This window comes from Shewanella sp. TB7-MNA-CIBAN-0143 (genome assembly GCF_040310065.1).
In the GTDB taxonomy this organism is placed as follows: Bacteria; Pseudomonadota; Gammaproteobacteria; order Enterobacterales; family Shewanellaceae; genus Shewanella.
Window position 1 is genome coordinate 22877 of the sequence record NZ_JBEOPL010000023.1, and the last position, 18857, is coordinate 41733.

An 18857-nucleotide genomic window follows, 5' to 3' on the forward strand; every position below is an offset into this window, starting at 1 on the left:
CAAAGGAGAGTGTGTGATGCGATTAACCCGCAAAACAGACACGGCCACTAAAGCTGAAAAGTCAGGCCTAGGTCTTAACCGACGTCAATTCCTCAAGTCTGCCAGTTTGGCGACCGGTGGTATTGCAGCGGCTTCAATGCTTGGCGCAGGTATGATGCGTAAAGCAGAAGCTAAAGATGTACCGCACAATGCACCTACCGAAATAAAACGAACTATTTGTTCACATTGTTCAGTAGGTTGTGGTGTGTATGCTGAAGTTCAAAATGGTGTGTGGACAGGGCAAGAGCCTGCGTTCGATCATCCATTTAACCAAGGTGGACATTGTGCTAAAGGCGCAGCATTACGTGAGCATGGTCACGGTGAAAAACGCTTAAAATACCCAATGAAGCTAGAAGGTGGTAAATGGAAGCGTCTATCATGGGATCAAGCCATCAATGAAGTAGGCGACAAAATGGAGTCGATTCGTCAAGAGTCTGGTCCTGATTCAGTTTACTTTATGGGTAGTGCTAAATTTTCAAACGAACAAGCTTATATGTATCGCAAATTAGCAGCAATGTGGGGCACGAACAACGTCGATCACTCTGCTCGTATTTGTCACTCTACCACGGTAGCCGGTGTTGCAAACACTTGGGGCTACGGTGCGCAAACTAACTCGTTTAACGACATCCGCAATTCAAAATGCATGATGTTTATTGGTTCTAACCCATGTGAAGCTCACCCAGTGGCGATGCAACACATTTTGATTGGTAAAGAACGCGGTGCCAAAATCATCGTAGTTGATCCACGCTTTACCCGTACAGCGGCTAAGTCTGATGAATATGTCCATATTCGTCCAGGTACTGACATTCCATTTATTTATGGTCTGTTATGGCACATTTTCGAAAACGGCTGGCAAGATGATTCATTCATTTCTCAACGTGTATACGGCATGGAACGTATCAAAGAAGAAGTGAAAAAATACACTCCAGAAGAAGTCGAACATATTGCCGGTGTGCCAAAAGCACAAATGTACCGTGTTGCTAAAATGATGGCAGAAACTAAGCCAGGCACAGTCGTGTGGTGTATGGGTGGGACTCAGCATCACATTGGTAATGCTAACACTCGTGCTTACTGTATTTTACAGCTTGCCCTTGGCAACATGGGTATAGAAGGCGGCGGAACTAACATTTTCCGTGGTCACGATAACGTACAGGGTGCGACTGACTTTGGTTTGTTATTTGATAACTTACCAGGCTACTACGGCTTAACGTCTGGCGCATGGGACCATTGGGCTAATGTGTGGGACCTTGAACCAAAGTGGATCACCGAGCGTTTTGACCAAGGTGAATACTTAGGTCAATCTCCACAAACATCTGCGGGTATTCCTTGTTCGCGTTGGCATGATGGTGTGTTAGAAGACAAAACCAAGATTGCTCAACGAGACAATATTCGTCTGGGGTTCTTTTGGGGTCAGTCAGTTAACACCGAAACTCGCGGTCGTGAAATCCGTGAAGCACTGAATAAAATGGATACCATTGTGGTCGTTGATCCATTCCCAACCATGGCGGGTGTTATGCACGAACGCCAAGATGGAGTGTATTTATTACCTGCGGCAACTCAGTTTGAAACCTACGGTTCGGTTTCAGCCTCCAACCGTTCACTGCAGTGGCGTACGCAAGTTATCGAACCATTATTTGAGTCATTACCTGATCACACCATCATGTATAAACTGGCCAGAAAATGGGGCGTTGCGGACCAATTCTGTAAGCACATCAAGGTTAATGGCGATGAGCCATTAGTGGAAGACATTACCCGTGAATTTAACACCGGTATGTGGACTATTGGTTATACAGGCCAAAGCCCTGAGCGTTTGAAAATGCACCAAGAAAACTGGGGCACCTTCGACGTAAACTCACTTGAAGCACCTGGCGGCCCAGCTAAAGGCGAAACCTATGGTTTACCTTGGCCATGTTGGGGCACACCTGAAAACAAGCATCCGGGCACGCAAATCTTGTATCGCACCGGACGTGAAGTGAAAGACGGTGGTGGTAACTTCCGCGCGCGTTATGGTGTGGAGCACGAAGGCAATAACATTCTTGCTGAAGGCTCTTTCTCTAAAGGTTCTGAAATTGAAGATGGTTACCCAGAGTTTACTGCCGACATGCTTAAGCAGCTTGGCTGGTGGGACGACCTAACAGCAGAAGAAAAAGTCAAAGCTGAAGGTAAAAACTGGAAAACTGATATCTCTGGCGGTATTCAACGTGTGGCAATTAAGCATGGTTGTATTCCTTACGGTAACGCTAAAGCGCGTTGTATTGTGTGGAACTTCCCTGACGATATTCCATTGCATCGCGAACCGTTATATACCCCTCGTCGTGACTTAGTGGCTAAATACCCTACTTATGAAGATCGTATGGTGGCTCGTCTACCAACGCTTTATAAAACAATTCAAGACAAGGATTTTGCTACCGACTACCCACTAGCCGTAACAACCGGACGTTTGGTTGAATACGAAGGTGGTGGTGAAGAAACCCGTTGTAACCCTTGGCTTGCTGAATTGCAGCAAGAAATGTTTATCGAGATCAATCCAGCAGACGCTGCAGATCGCGGTTTACGTGATGGCGATGACGTATTTGTTCACAGTCCAGAAGGTGCAAAAATTACTGTTAAGGCAATGGTTACACCACGTGTTATTGCAGGTGAATGTTTTATGCCATACCACTTTGCAGGCGTATTTGAAGGCAAGAGTTTAGCCAAAAACTACCCTGAAGGAACCGTGCCTTATGTGATTGGCGAATCTGCCAATACCGTAATGACCTATGGTTATGATGTCGTAACGCAAATGCAAGAGACCAAGTCTAGCTTGTGTCAGATAAGCAAAGCCTAAACACTTGATGAGGAGATAAGCCATTATGGCAGTCATGAAATTTCTGTGTGACACCAAACGCTGCATCGAGTGTAACGGTTGCGTCACAGCATGTAAAAACGAAAACGACTCTGCTTTAGAGTGGGGTATTCAGCGTCGCCGCGTGGTAACGCTTAATGATGGTGAACCAGGAGAAGCGTCAATCTCAGTAGCATGTATGCATTGTACCGATGCACCATGTATGGCTGTATGTCCAGCCGACTGTTTCTACCGTACCGAAGACGGCATTGTGCTACATAACAAAGATACTTGTATCGGTTGTGGCTATTGCTTCTATGCCTGCCCATTTGGTGCACCGCAGTTCCCTAAGAAGTCTGCATTTGGTAGCCGTGGCAAAATGGATAAGTGTACTTTCTGTGCTGGTGGCCCAGAAGAAGATCATTCAGAAGCCGAGCGTCTAAAATACGGTTCAAACCGTATTGCAGAAGGCAAATTACCAATGTGTGCAGAGCTTTGTTCAACCAAAGCATTGTTAGCCGGCGATGCAGGCATAGTGTCTGACATTTACCGTCAACGTATGGCTGCACGCGGTAATCCAAATGTAATTTGGGGCTACAATCCTAAAACCGGCGAAATGATCTAACCCAGAGCAATGGCTGCGATAATTTTCGCAGTCATATAAGGAGTGACAATGTTAACTTTAACGTTAAACAAATCACTGCGCAGGATGTTTGCTCTGTTGGTTCTGTGTATGGGATTGGGGTTGGTTACATCAATGGTGTATGCCGCCGATGAACAATCAAGTCAGCAACAAGCAAAGTCTAAAACCAGTGATGCAGATCTCTGGCGCGCAGTAAAAGCCGGCGAACCGGGATACAGTACAGACAAAGGCCTTGATGCTGATGTTCTGATAAATGTATCGGGTAACGAAGGCAAGATATTGCGAAATACCTACCTGAAACCCGCACTCGGCTTAGCCGTTGTCGGTGTTTTTGCAGCCTTTTTAGTGTTTTACTTCGTTAATGGTCCATCAAAACTGAGTAAAGGCTTTTCGGGCAAAATGGTACTTCGTTGGAGTAAAAGTGATCTCTGGTTACATTGGACTATGGCAGTTTCATGCTTAATCATGATGCTAACCGGTATAATCATTATGCTCGGACGCCATTTCTTAGCCCCTTATGTCGGTGACGGTATTTGGGCGGGGATTATCGCCTTTAGCAAGTTTGCCCATGACTGGTCTAGCCCCATTTTTATGGTGTCTTGGCTGTTGTGTATTATTAAGTGGATGCCACTACAAACCTTCAAAATGTATGACTTGAAATGGTTTTTAGTGGTGGGTGGCTACATTAATTTTGGTCCGTTTAAAGGCAAGCATCCAGACAGTGGATTTGCTAACGCGGGTGAAAAAATGTGGTTTTGGACCTTAGCTATTTTTGGTCTAAGCATCAGCATAACAGGCATAATGTTAGTGTTTCCAACACTGGATTTACCGCGCGAACTGTCAATGCTCGCCTTACTTGTACATGGCTTAAGTGCGACGATATTAATCGCATTTACCATAGTACATATTTGGATGGCAACCGTACTCAGTGAAGGCGGTATGGAGTGTATGGTATCTGGCTATTGTGACGAAAACTGGGCTTCGCAACACCACAATGTGTGGTACGACGAAATCAAAGCCGATGGCAGCTTAAAATACAAAGAGTAGCCCTGCTTTCTGGTGTTAATACACCAGATTGATGGCAGAGATAAAACACCTTGTTGGGTAACTAACAAGGTGTTTTTTATTGCTGTTGGCACGTTAATAACTTTAAGACCTTTGTAATGAGTGGAATTGCTTGTAGTAGATGATGGCGGTTTAATTTGAATCACTGTTCAAACTCAGTTAGTGTGCAGGATATTATTAAATCACTAGAAAACGAGTCGCTCTATAGGCTTGTTGTGTGACAAAACTAAAAGACAAACAATGATAGCCATTTCTCGAAATATTCAATTTTTATTCTTTGCCTTTATATTGGCAGGTTGTTCTACTATCCAATCAGGTAGTGGAGATAGGATAGGTTTCACTGAGTCAGGTAAAGCCTCGTACTATAGTGATATACATCAAAACAACAAGACTGCAAGCGGTGATATCTATCAGCATAATCAAAAAACCGCTGCGCATAAAACGCTACCATTTGGCTCTAATGTCAAAGTGACTAATACCCATAATGGTAAAAGTGTTATCGTTAACATTAATGACCGTGGTCCGTTTGTTAGAGGGCGCATCATTGATCTTTCAAAGTCTGCCTTCAGCAGTATTGGCAATATATCTAGTGGTTTAATTGACGTTAACATTGAAGTCGTTCGTTAGCACTTTTCTATGGCGCAATATGTCTTGCTGACCTGGCATCGAAGATAATCCAGTTTGCTAACCAACTGGCCGTATGGTCGGTTTCATAGGCGAACGTTTAACATATGGTTTGGTTTCGCTTTCTTTAGCTGAGCTTTTATAAGAGTCGGTTTAACAGTAAGTCATTATTTAAATTGTAATGTAATAGGCTGCGAAATTAACCAGATTAAAAAACTATGTGGAAGTGTTGCAGAAGATATGATCGAGATTGAATATTCTATAGGTGAATTAAAAACGTCGATGCTTGTTGTCGAAGCACATCGTTTTTACCTTATTACAAAGGAATGGATAAAGGCTGTAGATCTGAATGTGGGTGACCAAATATTAGCCTGCAGTGATGCAGTAGCTAAGATAGAAAGCATAAATAAAGTTGAAAGTTCAGCCCATTGCCGCGATTTAAAAATAAGCCATAATCATAATTATTTTGTCACCACTGCGCGTCCTGCGTTTCATGACACTCTCTGTGATAGAGCCCCAGCCGATAAGCTTGAACGTATTGCATACGAGCTGGCCAATAGGCCCTCAAATTTCCCCGATGGTAAACCAACCGGTCACCACGGTGGCCCTTGGGCCGCGGCTAAATATTTACACCGCGATCCCAGCAAAGAAGTCATCGGCTGGGGCCGTGCCAATGACAACATGTGCGCAGAAGATGCAGCTATAAGTGATTTAAGACAAAAAGTGGGTAATGTCGTTGAATTACATCGAGGTAATGTAGATATTTCACACGCATATTTGAGGAAATATACCAAAAAAGGTCGTTTTGTGAATAAAATGAGCCCTTGTGTTTACTGTCGTGATAATTATGGCAGCGCGCTAAATGACACCACTGAAGGCGTGAGTAATTTGCCTAAAGAAGGTCGTGGCTATTTACCCGCGTTAGATAAATAATTCCTAGCAACATTTTTCCCATCATTTATGAAGTCCACAACACTATTTGTTTACCAAATTAACCTGAGCTGTCTAAGGCTAAAGCCGTGTCCGCTGTTTTGAATACAATGGCGCAGTGGGAATATTGTCGAATAAGCGCGTTAAGTTGATTTGCAACCAATGTCCTTTTACTTCAAATTGGTGATAAGCGCTTCTTGAGGTGCAAAACACAATCGCAGCACTACGTTACTTCACAACTAAGGGGGTTATTTGAATATTTCAGAATCACATAAAAAAGAGCTTTTAGTTGCTAAATCACTATTAGAAAATCCTGGTCTAGCGGTAAAAATAACGAATTTAATCGGTACCCCTATTGAGAAAGGGTTAGCGCTTCTACCGGATAACTGGAATAAAAATATCGCTAAAGTGACCGAAAAGTCGCTAATTAAAGCGTCTGAAGCGGCAATCTTTACTATGAAAGATATTCCCGGAGAAGAATCATCTAATCTTTGGCATAAATTAGGCGTAGCTGCTAGTGGTGGTGTGGGTGGTTTCTTTGGCTTGGCTGCAATAGCGGTTGAACTTCCTATTTCGACATCAATAATGTTGCGTTCTATAGCTGATATTGCTCGTAGTGAAGGTGAGTTTATTACTACTCTAGAAACAAAAATGGCTTGTTTAGAGGTGTTCGCACTAGGGGGCGAAAGTGATTTAGATGATGGTAGTGAATCGGGATATTTTGCAGTAAGAGCTGCCCTAGCAAAATCGGTATCAGAAGCTGCTGAGTTTATGGTCAAAAAAGGTATTACCGATGAAGCCGCGCCTATTTTAGTCAAACTTATTACTAAAATCGCTGAAAAATTTGGTGTTCAAGTGACTCAAAAAGCAGCGGCCCAAGCGGTACCTGCTATCGGTGCGGCAGGCGGTGCCATAATCAATACTTTGTTTATTGATCACTTTCAAGATATGGCCCGAGGTCATTTTATTGTGCGAAAATTAGAGCGTATATATGGGTATGAAACAGTAAAAAGTGCTTATCAGTCGTTACCTAAAAATGGTAATCAATAACCATAATTCGTGAAATTAACCCGTTTTTATTTGGCTAGTAAATGACAAGTGTGCTTTGAATTTTGGCAATAATTTTGATTTGGATTTACTTATTCCATCGGTTAATCCTAGTAGAGGTTCAATAAGCATCGCAGTAGACCATCAATACATGACTTATTAATAATGTATTGATAGGTCATTTGTGAGGCGGTAACGTTTGTTGAATTGATGATATAAAGCATCTATTCTTTATGTACTTAAATGGGACCTCAAGCTAAATTTAAGCCAGAAAAGGATATCAATATGACACTGCACGGACCGGAACAGACCGAAAATACCCAATCGACAATAACCAGTGATTCAAAGTGTGGCGACAAGGTTGAGATGCGTGAAGTACGCGAGAGTCAGCCGACGCAACCAGAGATATCGCTGACAGAATCTGAGCGTGATGCAGTGATTGAACATGGCAGTCTTTCATCGCTTACGGTTTATTCTATTATTTTGCGTGAAGGTCAAGAAGAACTCGATCGGCCGTTGATGTCGTTGTGGTGGTCAGGAATAGCGGCTGGTATCGGCATTTCAGCGTCTGTTTTGGCCGAAGGTATTATCCGCAGCAACATAGGCTCCGATCATCCTTATTTGTCTATCATCGAAAGCCTTGGCTACACTTTTGGTTTTGTCTTAGTCATTCTCGCAAGGCTGCAACTTTTTACTGAGAACACCATCACCGTGGTGCTGCCGCTACTCGCTAACACCACAAAACATCTTCTTGTTTGCACCGCTCGCTTATGGGGAATTGTGTTAGCAGCAAATTTTGTTGGCACGTTTTTCACGGCGGCAATTGTCGTGCACGGTAACATACTGACAGAAGACATCCTTACCGCTATCCTCCAGATATCTCGCCATGTTGCAGAGTTAACGCCTTCAGAGACATTAATGCGCGGCATACCAGCGGGCTTTTTTATTGCCGCACTGGTGTGGATGCTACCCTCGGCCAAAGGGTCTGAAGTGTTGGTCATTATCATGTTTACATGGCTCATTGCTGCTGGAGAATTTACTCACGTTATTGCCGGGTCTAATGAAATATTTAGTTTGGTACTTAATGGTGAAATGAATTTTTTTACTGCGTTGTCGCACCATATTGGCCCTATGTTAGTGGGTAACATCATTGGCGGTACAGGGCTGTTTGCGATGTTAGCTTATGGCCAAGTTCGACAAGAGATGTAGGTTTACGGTTGAAAAAAGCGAGGTTGTTTTAAATCAAAATGGCTGTCATGGTGCGTTTTGTTGTTTGTGAATGATTTATTTGAATGAGGGTAATATGAAGAAATTTTGTTTGGTATTAATGACGCTATTTGCGGTGGTATCACAGGCATTGGCTGCAAGTCCGGTTAAGTATAATAAAGAGTTAGATGGGTTTGATTATCCCTTTGAAGTTAAAACATTTAATGTTAACTCGCAAAATAAAGATTTAAAAATGCGTTATATGGATATTGGTGATAAAAATGCAGACAAAGTCATCGTGTTGTTGCATGGTAAAAATTTCTCAGGCTATTACTGGGAAAGGATTGCCAATGACTTGCTAAAAAGAAAATACCGAGTCGTTATTCCAGATCAAATCGGTTTTGGTAAATCTTCAAAACCAAATGCTTATCAGTATAGTTTCGGCCAATTAGCTTTAAATACCAAGTTATTATTGGACAGTTTAGATATCAAAAAATTTGATCTTGTTGGTCACTCAATGGGCGGGATGTTAGCGACTACATTTGCGGCTAATTATTCTAGTGCGGTTAATAAATTGATTCTGATTAACCCTATTGGTTTAGAAGATTACGGCAAATATGTGCAGTTTAAAGATGTTAACTTTTTTTATAAAAATGAGCTCGCTAAAACACTCGATAAAGCAAGAAACTATCAGAAGAAAAATTATTATGATGGCAAATGGTCAAGCGAATACGAGAAGCTGTTAGAGCCTGTGAGAGGAATGCTAGCTGGGGATGATTGGCAAGTTGTTGCTTGGAATAATGCCTTAACCTACGGCCCGATTTTTTCAGAAAACATTGTCGATAGGTTTTCACAAATTAACAATGAAACAGTGCTTATTATTGGCACCAGAGATAAAACCGGCCCAGGTAGAGGGTGGTTAAAAGAAGGTGTAACCAGAACATTAGGCGACTATAAAAATCTGGGTATTAATACTCAGAAATTGATTAAAGGTTCAAAACTGATTGAGTTGCCAGGATTAGGTCATATGCCCCAGTTTGAAGACTATGATGTTTTCATAAAAGCATTTCATCAGGCTCTTGAGCAATAATAAACATAAAACCTGGCTTAAATCTCTAGCATTTTTTGTGTATTCGCTGCACTTATTATGGCCAAAAATGGTTCCATAATTGTATGGCCTAAACCGATTATGGCAAATTACTGCGGCGTTATACCTTTTAAAGGATTAAAACATGTCTTTGCTGCTAACTGTTTTAGCAACCACACTGCTTGCTGGTTTGGCTATGCCATTAGGCGCTTTAATTGCCCATTTTGAGAACGTGAGCAGTGAGTGGCTCGAACAGGAATTTAGGCACAGTGTCATGGCTTTTGGCGGTGGTGCTTTATTGTCAGCGGTTGCTTTGGTTTTGGTGCCAGAGGGCATAGCGAGTCTTAAGCCATTACCTGCTTGTATGTGGCTTATGGCTGGTGGACTGAGTTTTATGGCCCTTGATATTTACCTTAACAAAATAGATACCCCAGCCTCTCAACTAGCAGCCATGCTGGCAGATTTTATTCCTGAATCAATCGCTCTGGGTGCTGCATTTGCGACAGGAAGTAACAACGCGTTCTTATTGGCAGCGTTAATCGCGTTACAAAATGTGCCAGAAGGATTTAGTGCCTACCGTGAATTAAATGCATCTTCTGCGTATAAACCCCAAAAAATAATCATCATGTTTTGTTTAATGGCAATGCTGGGTCCCATAGCTGCAATGTGTGGTTATTTGTGGTTATCAGAGTCACCAGAAATTATTGCGGCAGTGATGCTTTTCGCATCAGGCGGTATTCTCTACTCCATATTTCAAGATTTGGCTCCTCAGGTAAAACTTGAAAAACGTTGGGCACCGCCAATGGGAGCTGTATTTGGTTTTGGTCTTGGTATGTTGGGATTAATGTTAACCACGTCATGATCTCTGTGCTACATAGTCGTGCTAAATAATTCTGCAAGCATCAACGTAATGAACTGGGAATAAAAACAAATGGATTACATCAATTTATCTTATCTGCATTTAGTCACTGTAGTGCCGGCATTTTTCATTGGCACTTATTTACTTATTGTTAGAAAAGGTACGCCTAAACACAAAGCATTAGGCAAAATTTATATGGTGTTGATGTTGTTCACTGCCATCGTGTCACTGTTTATGCCTGCTCAACTCGGAAGTCGCTTTTTGAATCACTTTGGCTATATTCATTTATTAAGTCTTCTAACGCTTTACGCTGTTCCTGCGGGCTATTTTTATATTAAAAAAGGCAATGTTCGGGGACACAAACGAAGCATGATTATATTGTATTGTGGTGGTCTCATTGTTGCGGGTACCTTTGCTTTTATGCCTGGTAGATTATTGAATGATTGGGTTTTTAACTAACCAGTTGATTGTAATGCGCTTTTACGCATTATTATCCATGATGAGTTTAACGATGAAAGTGGATGACATGGTTAAACATAAACGGGTGGACTCATGAAATACCAGTTTGGCTCAGGCACGGTATCAGATATTTTGGCGGTATTAGCGCAAATTCCAGAGTTTGAAAAAGCAATGTCTGTGGACCTTATCGAAAACCGATTAGCAGGCAAAAACTATCTGATTTTAGTGGCAGAATTAGATAACAAGCCAGTGGGGTTTAAAGTGGGCTATACGTTATCTGATGGTCAGTTTTACAGCTGGTTAGGCGGTGTAGTTCCTGAGCATCGCAACATGAAAGTTGCTTCTCAGCTGCGACTTATTCAAGAGTCTTGGGCGATTGATAATGGCTTTAAATCTATTAGTGTTAAATCGATGAATCAATTTTCTGCCATGTTACAGATGCTTATCGCGAGTGGTTATCAAATCTGCGGTTATGAGGATAATGGGTCAATAACCGACAGTAAGATAGAATTTATTAAATTTTTACAAACACCGTAAAATAAATAACCCCGCGTAAAGCTCGAGCCTTCCTTATGTGGCTTGTTATCGTGACTTACTAGATAAACGCCCTATGAAAGCTCTGAAGCTATGAGAGATTACCGCGATTCACTCAATGGTATGACTTGTGTGCATGATGATAATAAATACTGCAGGGTTTGACGTGGCTCAGGTAGAATGCCGGCACTTAGCTTTTCATTTTTAGGCGTATTGTAGATGCAAATCAATCGTGTACTTCTGACCGCTGTTGGTAGTGTTTTACTGGCTATGGTGACCATTCAATCCGGCGCTTCTTTAGCAAAGCAACTTTTTCCCTTGGTTGGGCCAGAAGGCACTACTGCATTACGTTTAGGTTTTGCGGCTGCTGTTCTTTGGTTGGTGTTTCGTCCATGGAGAGCATTACCCCAAGGCCGTGATTGGCGGAGTATTATTATTTATGGCTTGTGTTTAGGCGGGATGAATATCCTGTTTTACTTGGCCATTGAACGGATCCCGCTTGGGATTGCGGTTGCGCTTGAGTTTACCGGCCCTTTGGCAGTGGCTTTATTTAGCTCTAAGCGAAAAAGTGATTTGTTTTGGGTTGCTTGCGCCATTGCAGGGATTTTACTGTTGCTGCCTGATTTATCTAGCTCGCAAGGACTTGATCTTGTTGGTGCATTAATGGCATTAGGTGCAGGCGCGTGTTGGGCTGGTTATATCTTATTTGGCACTCGCACAGGCAAGCAAGCTTCTGGTGGTATTACTGTCGCATTAGGTATGACCGTAGCTGCCATCGTGCTTGTGCCTGTTGGCGTTGTAAGCCAAGGCTTAGCGTTAATTAGCTGGGAAGTGTTACCGCTTGGTTTATTGGTAGGGGTGTTATCTAGCGCCTTACCTTATTCTTTGGAAATGATCGCTCTTAGAAATATGCCAACACAGGCCTTTAGCGTGCTAATGAGTTTAGAACCTGCGATTGCTGCATTGGCTGGATTTATTATTTTAAGTGAGCAATTAACCTTGCTACAGTGGTCTGCCATTGGTTTGGTTATTATTGCCTCAATAGGCAGTAGTTTCACGCCTAAAAAAGCCGTTGAAATGGGCGTGTAGCTTTGTTTATAACCCTCACTGATTGTTCCAATTGCTAATTACATTGAGATTCTCTTTTGCTTATAGCTGAAGGTGCTGCGAGCCACAACAGCTAGCTTATGCTGGCTGTGTGTTTAATGTTATCTCTTAAACGGTAATAGTGACTTCTCGCTCATCAATTCCAGCTCAATTATTTCTGTATAGAACCACAATGTTATCGATTAAAAATGGCAATGTTAGCAACCTATTGTGTGGTTGTTAAATGTACAGTGACTCAGAAGGATATATAAAATACTAGACTGTATTTTTATTGTTTAATCTTTATACTTGCCGGCTATTTTGTCTTTGTAGAATGTGAAAAATGAAAAGTTGGATATTTTTAAGTGTGGCCATTTTAACTGAAGTGGTCGCTACTTCAGCGCTTAAAGCCAGTGATGGATTTTCAAAATTGGCGCCTTCAATCGTAGTTATTGTGGGCTACGTGTTGTCTTTTTATTTTTTATCCTTAGCACTAAAAGGTATTCCTGTTGGTATTGCTTATGCCACGTGGGCTGGGTTGGGTATTGTGTTAATTACAGCTATCGCTTGGGTGATGTATGGGCAAAAACTCGATTTAGGTGCGCTGGTGGGTATGACGTTCATTTTAATTGGTGTCGTTGTGATGAATTTATTCTCAAACGTTACGCCGCATTAGTATTAGCGTTAGTACATCACAAATAACATAGACATTGCGTAGCAGAATCCTTGTGTTTTTATTCCCTTTTTTCTCCACTTTTCGAACCGACGGTACCCATTTCTCGTTAATAGTGCTAATGCGCAGCGTTTTTAGGCACAACAAAAGGGGCTTAGCAATGATAGTCATTGTTAAGCCCCTTTTGTTTAGTGTTAGTCATAGCCTTGGATGTAGCCGCTCAAGCCTAAGCGATGAATGGGTTGATCGCCTAGGTTGTAAGCACTATTACCACGCCATGTCTAAAATCTTACGGCTGGTGGCTAAATCGACTTGGCCGCTTTCAGATAATGCCGTCATACCGTGCGCTTCTAAAGCATCTACTACTAGGCTAAGTTGTTCTTGCGTTACACCGTGATCGCGTAAACGTACTGGTAACCCCACTTGCTTGAAAAAAGCCTCTGTATTGTCTATGGCTTGGTCTACACGGCTTGCTTCATCGCCTTCAGTAAGATCCCAAACACGTGCTGCGTATTGCACTAATTTAGCGTGTTTTTGCTCTTTCAACACACGCCATAGTGATGGCAATACAACGGCTAACGTTTGTGCGTGGTCGATATGGAATAGTGCAGTTAGCTCATGTCCAATCATGTGAGTAGACCAATCTAATGGCACGCCAGTGCCTATCATGCCGTTTAGGGCAGATGTTGCACTCCACATTAAGTTAGCGCGGGCATCGTAGTTCGTTGGCTCTTCAACAGTGATAGGACCAATTTCAATGAGGGTACGCATAATACCTTCTGCCATGCGGTCTTGTACGCGGGCATCAACAGGGTAAGTCGCATATTGCTCAAGCACATGCACAAATGCATCGACAACACCGTTTGCAACTTGAATTTTTGGTAAGCTGAACGTTAATTCAGGATCAAGCATGGCAAATGTTGGGTAGGCACATGGGTGATTTACTGGGAACTTACCACCTTGATAGCTTACGACTGCAAAGGCGTTCATTTCTGAACCCGTAGCCGGCAGGGTAGCAATAACGCCAAGTGGAATAACCTTGTCATTCGCCACTGGAACTGGTGTAAAGCCGTGATGTAATAAGCTTGCCGTGTCGCCATCAAACTGAGTTGCAAGGGCGATAAATTTGGTACCGTCCATCACTGAACCACCACCAACAGCGAGTAAGAAGTCGATGTTTTCTTTACGAGTAACTTCAACTGCTTTAATCAGTGTGTCGTACTTAGGATTAGCTTCAATACCGCCAAATTCAAATACTGTGCGGTTACCTAATGCTGCTTTGACTTTATCTAGTGTGCCGAAACGTTGTACGCTGCCGCCACCGTAAGTGATTAATACTCGCGCATTGGCTGGGACAAGTTGGTCTAACTCTGCAATACGGTCTTTACCGAAAACAACATGAGTAGGGTTACGATAATCAAAATTAAGCATAATTGGTGCCTTTTGGTTTAGCGATGAAACAAATAAGTGACTGATGATGTAAATAGATTGATGATACACAACAGCAACGATAAATCATGTGGCTATGATAGCCTTTTGAGTCAAAATAAACATACACAGAACTGTCGTGTTCATGCCTATTCCTATCTTTATTGTGTGAATATGGTTATTTATTGATAATTTTAATACCTTTTACTGCTTTTTTGGTAGTATCGACACCATAGGTTTTTCTGAGGGGAAGGGTATGAGTGAGATAGCAACATTAATGGCACTGTTGGCCCCAAAAGAAGGGGTCAATGATACGCATTTATCTGGCGTGCATGTGTTTCGCAGCTCACAATATGGTGCGCGCGGGCCAATGTGCTATTCGCAAGGGGTGCTTATTGTCGGCCAAGGCAAAAAGCGGGTTTATTTAGACAATCAAACCTTTGAATACGATCGCCAACGCTCATTAGTGATGACAGTGCCATTGCCAGTAGAATGTGAAACCTTTGCCAGTATTGAAGAACCTGTGTTGGTGTTGATGGTTGATATTGATTTAGTACAACTCAATTACATTATTCGTTTAATGGATGAGCATCATCAAATCCCTAAAGATTTAAACGAATCGCGTCAGAGCGGCTTTTTTGTTGCTGATAACACTGAAGATATGGATTGCAGTGTTATTCGGTTATTACAAGCGTTGCAGTCGCCGTTAGAAGCAAAAGTAATGGGCGAGGCGTTAGTGCTTGAGTTGTTATATCGCCTATTGGATTCCCCCAATGCAGCACCGCTTTATGCGTTGTCGTTAAGTCATACCCGTTTATCGAGGGTAGAAAAAGCCCTTAACTACATTCATAAACATTATGGTGAGTCAGTTGAAGTAGACACATTAGCAAGCTTGGTGAATATGAGCCCGTCGGCATTCCATCGTAGCTTTAAAGAAGTTACCGCTTCATCACCAATACAATATTTAAAAAAGATTCGCCTTAATAAAGCCAAAGCGTTGTTACAGTTGCAAAATCTAAAAGTAAAAGAGGTATCAACTCAGGTGGGTTATGAAAGTACGGCTCAATTTAGTCGCGAGTTTAAACGCTACTTTGATCAAAGCCCTGGCGAGTGCGCTAGGTTATAATTTGGATTTGAGCTTAACGAGTGTGCTCCTAGAGGGCACGTCATAGTGTGAATGAAGGTTACCAATGATGACAGCCCCCACACATATTACTTTTTTTGAGTTTTTAACGCCGTTAGTCGCATCAGGGCAGAAGACGATTACTATTCGTGATGCCAGCGAAAATGATTATCGGCCTGGCAGCCAGGTTGAAGTGTTTACGCTCGAAAACCATATTAAGGTGTGCGATATCATTATTTTGGCCGTTGAGCCATTAGCATTTGATGATATTAACGAGTTTCATGCTACTCAAGAAAGTTTGCCATTGGTTGAGTTAAAACAGCTGATACAAACTGTGTACCCTAATCAGCAAGCCCTGTTTATGATTTCATTTAAATTGGTTGATGCGTAATACTCGTGACTCTTTAATAAACGCGAGTTAATATTTCCAATGCTGTTTATTGTTGTTTTATTCCCGTGATAATCCTTTCATCATTGCTAAACAGCAATGTCTAAAACATGATCTGCTTAACAAATGAGCGATGATAACCGTGCTAGTTTGCATATCTATTAGCTACCTCACATTTTAGCCATCTCTAAAGTGATATTTTGTTTTTCTGCTTACGGTATGCGTGTTTTATTAGCGCTTGTTATTCAATGGTTTTGCTCTCAGGGCTCATTCAGTTAGGATTTTTTATGTCTTCAATAATTCAGTCAGCCAGCCAGGAGTTGATTAAACCTTATCAATCTAATATTACCGTCCCCAATTGGATGATTAGCTCTATGGAGCGGGTCATGCAGTATTATGTGGATAAAAATTTACGTTTAGACACTATTTCTACAGACCGCATGCCTAAGCCTGTTGAAGGTAAAAAGTACATGTTGTATGCGCACATTCCGTTTTGCCATACCTTGTGTTCGTTTTGTACTTTCCACCGTTTTTTATTCCGCGAAGATAAAGCACGCGAATACTTTGTCGCGCTGCGCAAAGAGATTCAAATGGCCAAAGATTTAGGCTATGAGTTTGAGTCAATGTACATTGGCGGTGGCACGACCACCGTGCTTGAAGATGAGTTAGCTCGTACCATCGAACATGCAAAAAATCTGTTTCCTGGCATTAAAGAAGTGTCTTGTGAGTCTGATCCGCAGCATTTGGCTAATCCTGAATTTAAGCAATTAAAAGGCTTAGTAGATAGAATGTCAATTGGGGTACAGAGCTTCGATGATGGCATTTTAAAAATGACCGACCGCTTAGATAAATTTGGCTCAGGTCAGCAAACTTTTGACAATATTATGGCGGCTAAAGAGCTATTTCCGATCATTAACGTGGATTTGATTTTTGGTTTTCGTGGCCAAACCAAGGAGATTATTCAGTCCGATCTGGATATGGCGTCTAAACTCGACCCGCGCCAAATTACCACTTATCCATTGATGATCACCCATCAAACTCGTAAGAGTGTTAAAGGTACGTTAGCTGCCCCTCAGGGCGAAATGATGGATCAGTATCGCCAAATTTTAAATACTTTAACCGGACAATATACCCAATTATCAGCTTGGGCGTTTGGTAAAACCAATGACGAAGGTTTTGATGAGTATGTTATTGATTATGATGAATACCTCGGTGTAGGTTCTGGTTCATTTAGCTTTTTAAATGACACGCTATATGTGAATACCTTTTCACTGAAAAAATACCAACAACGTATTGCTGAAGGTCGTATGGCGGTTGAGCAACAGAAAAAATACCAGCTAAAAGAAGTGATGCAATATCGCTTTTTGCTGGGTATGTTTTCGGGGCGTTTATCGCGTAAATATTTCCGTGACACTTTTAACGTTAATTTAGACACTGCGTTGTTTAAAGAAATGACCTCAATGAAAGCCATGGGAGCCATTAAAAATGACCCAGTTAATCCAGACGAATTAATCGTAACTGATAATGGCAAAATGTTGGGGTTATTGATGATGAAGGAGTTTTACTCCGGTATGGACAATGTGCGCGCCCAATTACGACAACCACTTGGCGCAACGGATATGTAATCTCGTTTAGATTAGCAAAGGCCGTGATTATCACGGCCTTTTTGTTATACTCAAGGCTCTTTTTATCTACGCTTTTTTAGGTGAGTTGCATGGCCAATATTCTTTTGCTTGCCAATATCAATTGTGATCGCATTTTAATGCTTGATAAGCCCTTACAAACGGGTGGTCGATTTCATTATCAGGATGGTGGATTGCGTTTAGGTGGTGGCGGCGCAAACACGGGATTAGGTTTAGTGTGGGCTCAACATAATGTTTCACTAGTAAGTGAAGTCGGTAGTGATGACATAGGCGACTGGATTTTAGCTAAAGCCAGTACCTTAGGGCTTGATTGTCGTTTGGTACATCGTTTTGTTGGTAATACTTGTGAGATGTTACTGGTGATGACGCCTGATGGTGAACGAACCATTATTCGACCTCAGCGACCTGTTTTTGAACTTCCTGCGCCACCAGATTGGCAACATTGGGATGCTTTTTATATTAATTCATCGGCCAAAGGTGCTGGCGCTTGGGCGGCGGATGCGATGGCGTGTAACCCTAACTGTAAAGTGATATCGCAATTAGCCAAGGATGAACGTAATCGTCCTTGTCATGTGTTGATCGCTTCAATTACCGATATGCAAGGTCGTTGCAATCAGGACCCATGGCGGTTTGCTCAGGCTATTGCTGGTGATGCATTGGAACACTTTATTGTGACAGATGGCGACCAAGGGGCGATGGTGTACAGTAATGCTGGAGAACAACATGTGCCAGCCGTTATTGCCAATGTGGTTGACACGACTGGTGCTGGCGATGCCTATGCCGCAGGCGTTATTCATGGTTTATGTCAGCAAATGTCTATTACTGATGCTATGCATGAAGGTGCGTTGTGGGCATCATTTGCGGTAGCCACTAAAAGCTCTATTCCTGGTAAGGCACTTAAGCAGTATCTAACCTAAGTCCAACACGGGTTAAGTTAAGGTTTGCAGGCGAACATTGTGCATTTGTTAAGTGTGTGCGGATAACTCAAATAATATTGCTTTGTCATTTTAGTGTCATTGTTGGCCTATATGATGAGCCCGTCTAAACAACTTTTATAGCGTCGAATGGTTCAGACCATTTTTAGCTATTATTTTTGCTATATTATCTCCCATTTTATTTATGGCCTTACTCTTCCCCAGTAAGGCTTTTTTTTGTCTGAAAATTGGGTATATTGGCACTCTATAATCATGCTTAAGCAA

18 protein-coding genes are annotated in these 18857 nt (G+C 42.1%); 17 read left to right on the forward strand and 1 reads right to left on the reverse strand.

Features of this window, described 5'->3' with window-relative positions; genetic code table 11:
• Positions 1 to 16 precede the first annotated feature (16 nt).
• The 13 genes from AAEY97_RS17215 to AAEY97_RS17275 all read left to right on the forward strand — a co-directional run bounded on the left by AAEY97_RS17215 (position 17) and on the right by AAEY97_RS17275 (position 13079).
• A complete protein-coding gene (locus AAEY97_RS17215) occupies positions 17 to 2866 on the forward strand; it encodes a formate dehydrogenase subunit alpha (RefSeq protein WP_351000430.1) in 2850 nt (949 codons plus the stop codon).
• A gap of 25 nt (positions 2867 to 2891) precedes the next feature.
• On the forward strand, positions 2892 to 3488 hold the full coding sequence (gene fdh3B / locus AAEY97_RS17220; RefSeq protein WP_101087451.1) for a formate dehydrogenase FDH3 subunit beta: 597 nt from the start codon (positions 2892 to 2894) through the stop codon (positions 3486 to 3488).
• Positions 3489 to 3536: 48 nt separating this feature from the next.
• Positions 3537 to 4553 carry a formate dehydrogenase subunit gamma gene (locus AAEY97_RS17225; protein ID WP_351000349.1) on the forward strand — a complete coding sequence of 339 codons (1017 nt, stop codon included), beginning with the start codon at positions 3537 to 3539 and terminating at the stop codon, positions 4551 to 4553.
• Positions 4554 to 4811: 258 nt separating this feature from the next.
• Positions 4812 to 5198, forward strand: coding sequence for a septal ring lytic transglycosylase RlpA family protein (locus AAEY97_RS17230; protein ID WP_351000352.1), 387 nt, complete (start codon positions 4812 to 4814; stop codon positions 5196 to 5198).
• Positions 5199 to 5435: 237 nt separating this feature from the next.
• Positions 5436 to 6128: a polymorphic toxin-type HINT domain-containing protein gene (locus tag AAEY97_RS17235; protein WP_351000355.1), complete on the forward strand. Its 693-nt coding sequence runs from the start codon at positions 5436 to 5438 to the stop codon at positions 6126 to 6128.
• A gap of 249 nt (positions 6129 to 6377) precedes the next feature.
• Positions 6378 to 7175 (forward strand): EcsC family protein, encoded by a 798-nt coding sequence (locus AAEY97_RS17240; RefSeq protein WP_101087447.1) that lies wholly within the window; start codon positions 6378 to 6380, stop codon positions 7173 to 7175.
• A gap of 282 nt (positions 7176 to 7457) precedes the next feature.
• A complete protein-coding gene (locus tag AAEY97_RS17245; protein WP_192116474.1) occupies positions 7458 to 8381 on the forward strand; it encodes a formate/nitrite transporter family protein in 924 nt (307 codons plus the stop codon).
• A 94-nt stretch (positions 8382 to 8475) separates the two neighbouring features.
• The gene (locus AAEY97_RS17250; protein WP_182744140.1) at positions 8476 to 9468 is read left to right on the forward strand and encodes an alpha/beta fold hydrolase; all 993 of its coding nucleotides are present in this window, start codon (positions 8476 to 8478) and stop codon (positions 9466 to 9468) included.
• 142 nt (positions 9469 to 9610) lie between these two features.
• Positions 9611 to 10327 carry a ZIP family metal transporter gene (locus AAEY97_RS17255; protein WP_101087445.1) on the forward strand — a complete coding sequence of 239 codons (717 nt, stop codon included), beginning with the start codon at positions 9611 to 9613 and terminating at the stop codon, positions 10325 to 10327.
• 69 nt (positions 10328 to 10396) lie between these two features.
• Entirely contained in the window at positions 10397 to 10783 is a 387-nt protein-coding gene (locus tag AAEY97_RS17260; protein WP_351000360.1) for a DUF2306 domain-containing protein, read from the forward strand.
• Positions 10784 to 10876: 93 nt separating this feature from the next.
• A complete protein-coding gene (locus AAEY97_RS17265; RefSeq protein ID WP_351000363.1) occupies positions 10877 to 11320 on the forward strand; it encodes a GNAT family N-acetyltransferase in 444 nt (147 codons plus the stop codon).
• A gap of 216 nt (positions 11321 to 11536) precedes the next feature.
• On the forward strand, positions 11537 to 12406 hold the full coding sequence (locus tag AAEY97_RS17270) for an EamA family transporter (RefSeq protein WP_351000366.1): 870 nt from the start codon (positions 11537 to 11539) through the stop codon (positions 12404 to 12406).
• A 340-nt stretch (positions 12407 to 12746) separates the two neighbouring features.
• Positions 12747 to 13079 carry a DMT family transporter gene (locus AAEY97_RS17275; protein ID WP_350979358.1) on the forward strand — a complete coding sequence of 111 codons (333 nt, stop codon included), beginning with the start codon at positions 12747 to 12749 and terminating at the stop codon, positions 13077 to 13079.
• A 264-nt stretch (positions 13080 to 13343) separates the two neighbouring features.
• Here AAEY97_RS17275 and AAEY97_RS17280 read toward each other — a convergent pair whose 3' ends face one another.
• Positions 13344 to 14507 (reverse strand): iron-containing alcohol dehydrogenase, encoded by a 1164-nt coding sequence (locus AAEY97_RS17280; protein WP_351000368.1) that lies wholly within the window; start codon positions 14505 to 14507, stop codon positions 13344 to 13346.
• Between the two features lie 253 nt (positions 14508 to 14760).
• On the opposite strand from AAEY97_RS17280, the gene AAEY97_RS17285 reads away from it, so the two are divergent.
• The 4 genes from AAEY97_RS17285 (at position 14761) to AAEY97_RS17300 (ending at position 18575) form a co-directional block, all read left to right on the forward strand.
• Positions 14761 to 15630, forward strand: a complete 870-nt coding sequence (locus tag AAEY97_RS17285) for an AraC family transcriptional regulator (RefSeq protein WP_101087437.1) — start codon at positions 14761 to 14763, stop codon at positions 15628 to 15630.
• Between the two features lie 67 nt (positions 15631 to 15697).
• A complete protein-coding gene (gene yqfB, locus AAEY97_RS17290) occupies positions 15698 to 16018 on the forward strand; it encodes a N(4)-acetylcytidine aminohydrolase (RefSeq protein ID WP_192116503.1) in 321 nt (106 codons plus the stop codon).
• Between the two features lie 284 nt (positions 16019 to 16302).
• Positions 16303 to 17640: a coproporphyrinogen III oxidase family protein gene (locus tag AAEY97_RS17295; protein WP_162022000.1), complete on the forward strand. Its 1338-nt coding sequence runs from the start codon at positions 16303 to 16305 to the stop codon at positions 17638 to 17640.
• Between the two features lie 89 nt (positions 17641 to 17729).
• Entirely contained in the window at positions 17730 to 18575 is an 846-nt protein-coding gene (locus AAEY97_RS17300; RefSeq protein WP_101087434.1) for a PfkB family carbohydrate kinase, read from the forward strand.
• Positions 18576 to 18857 lie beyond the last annotated feature (282 nt).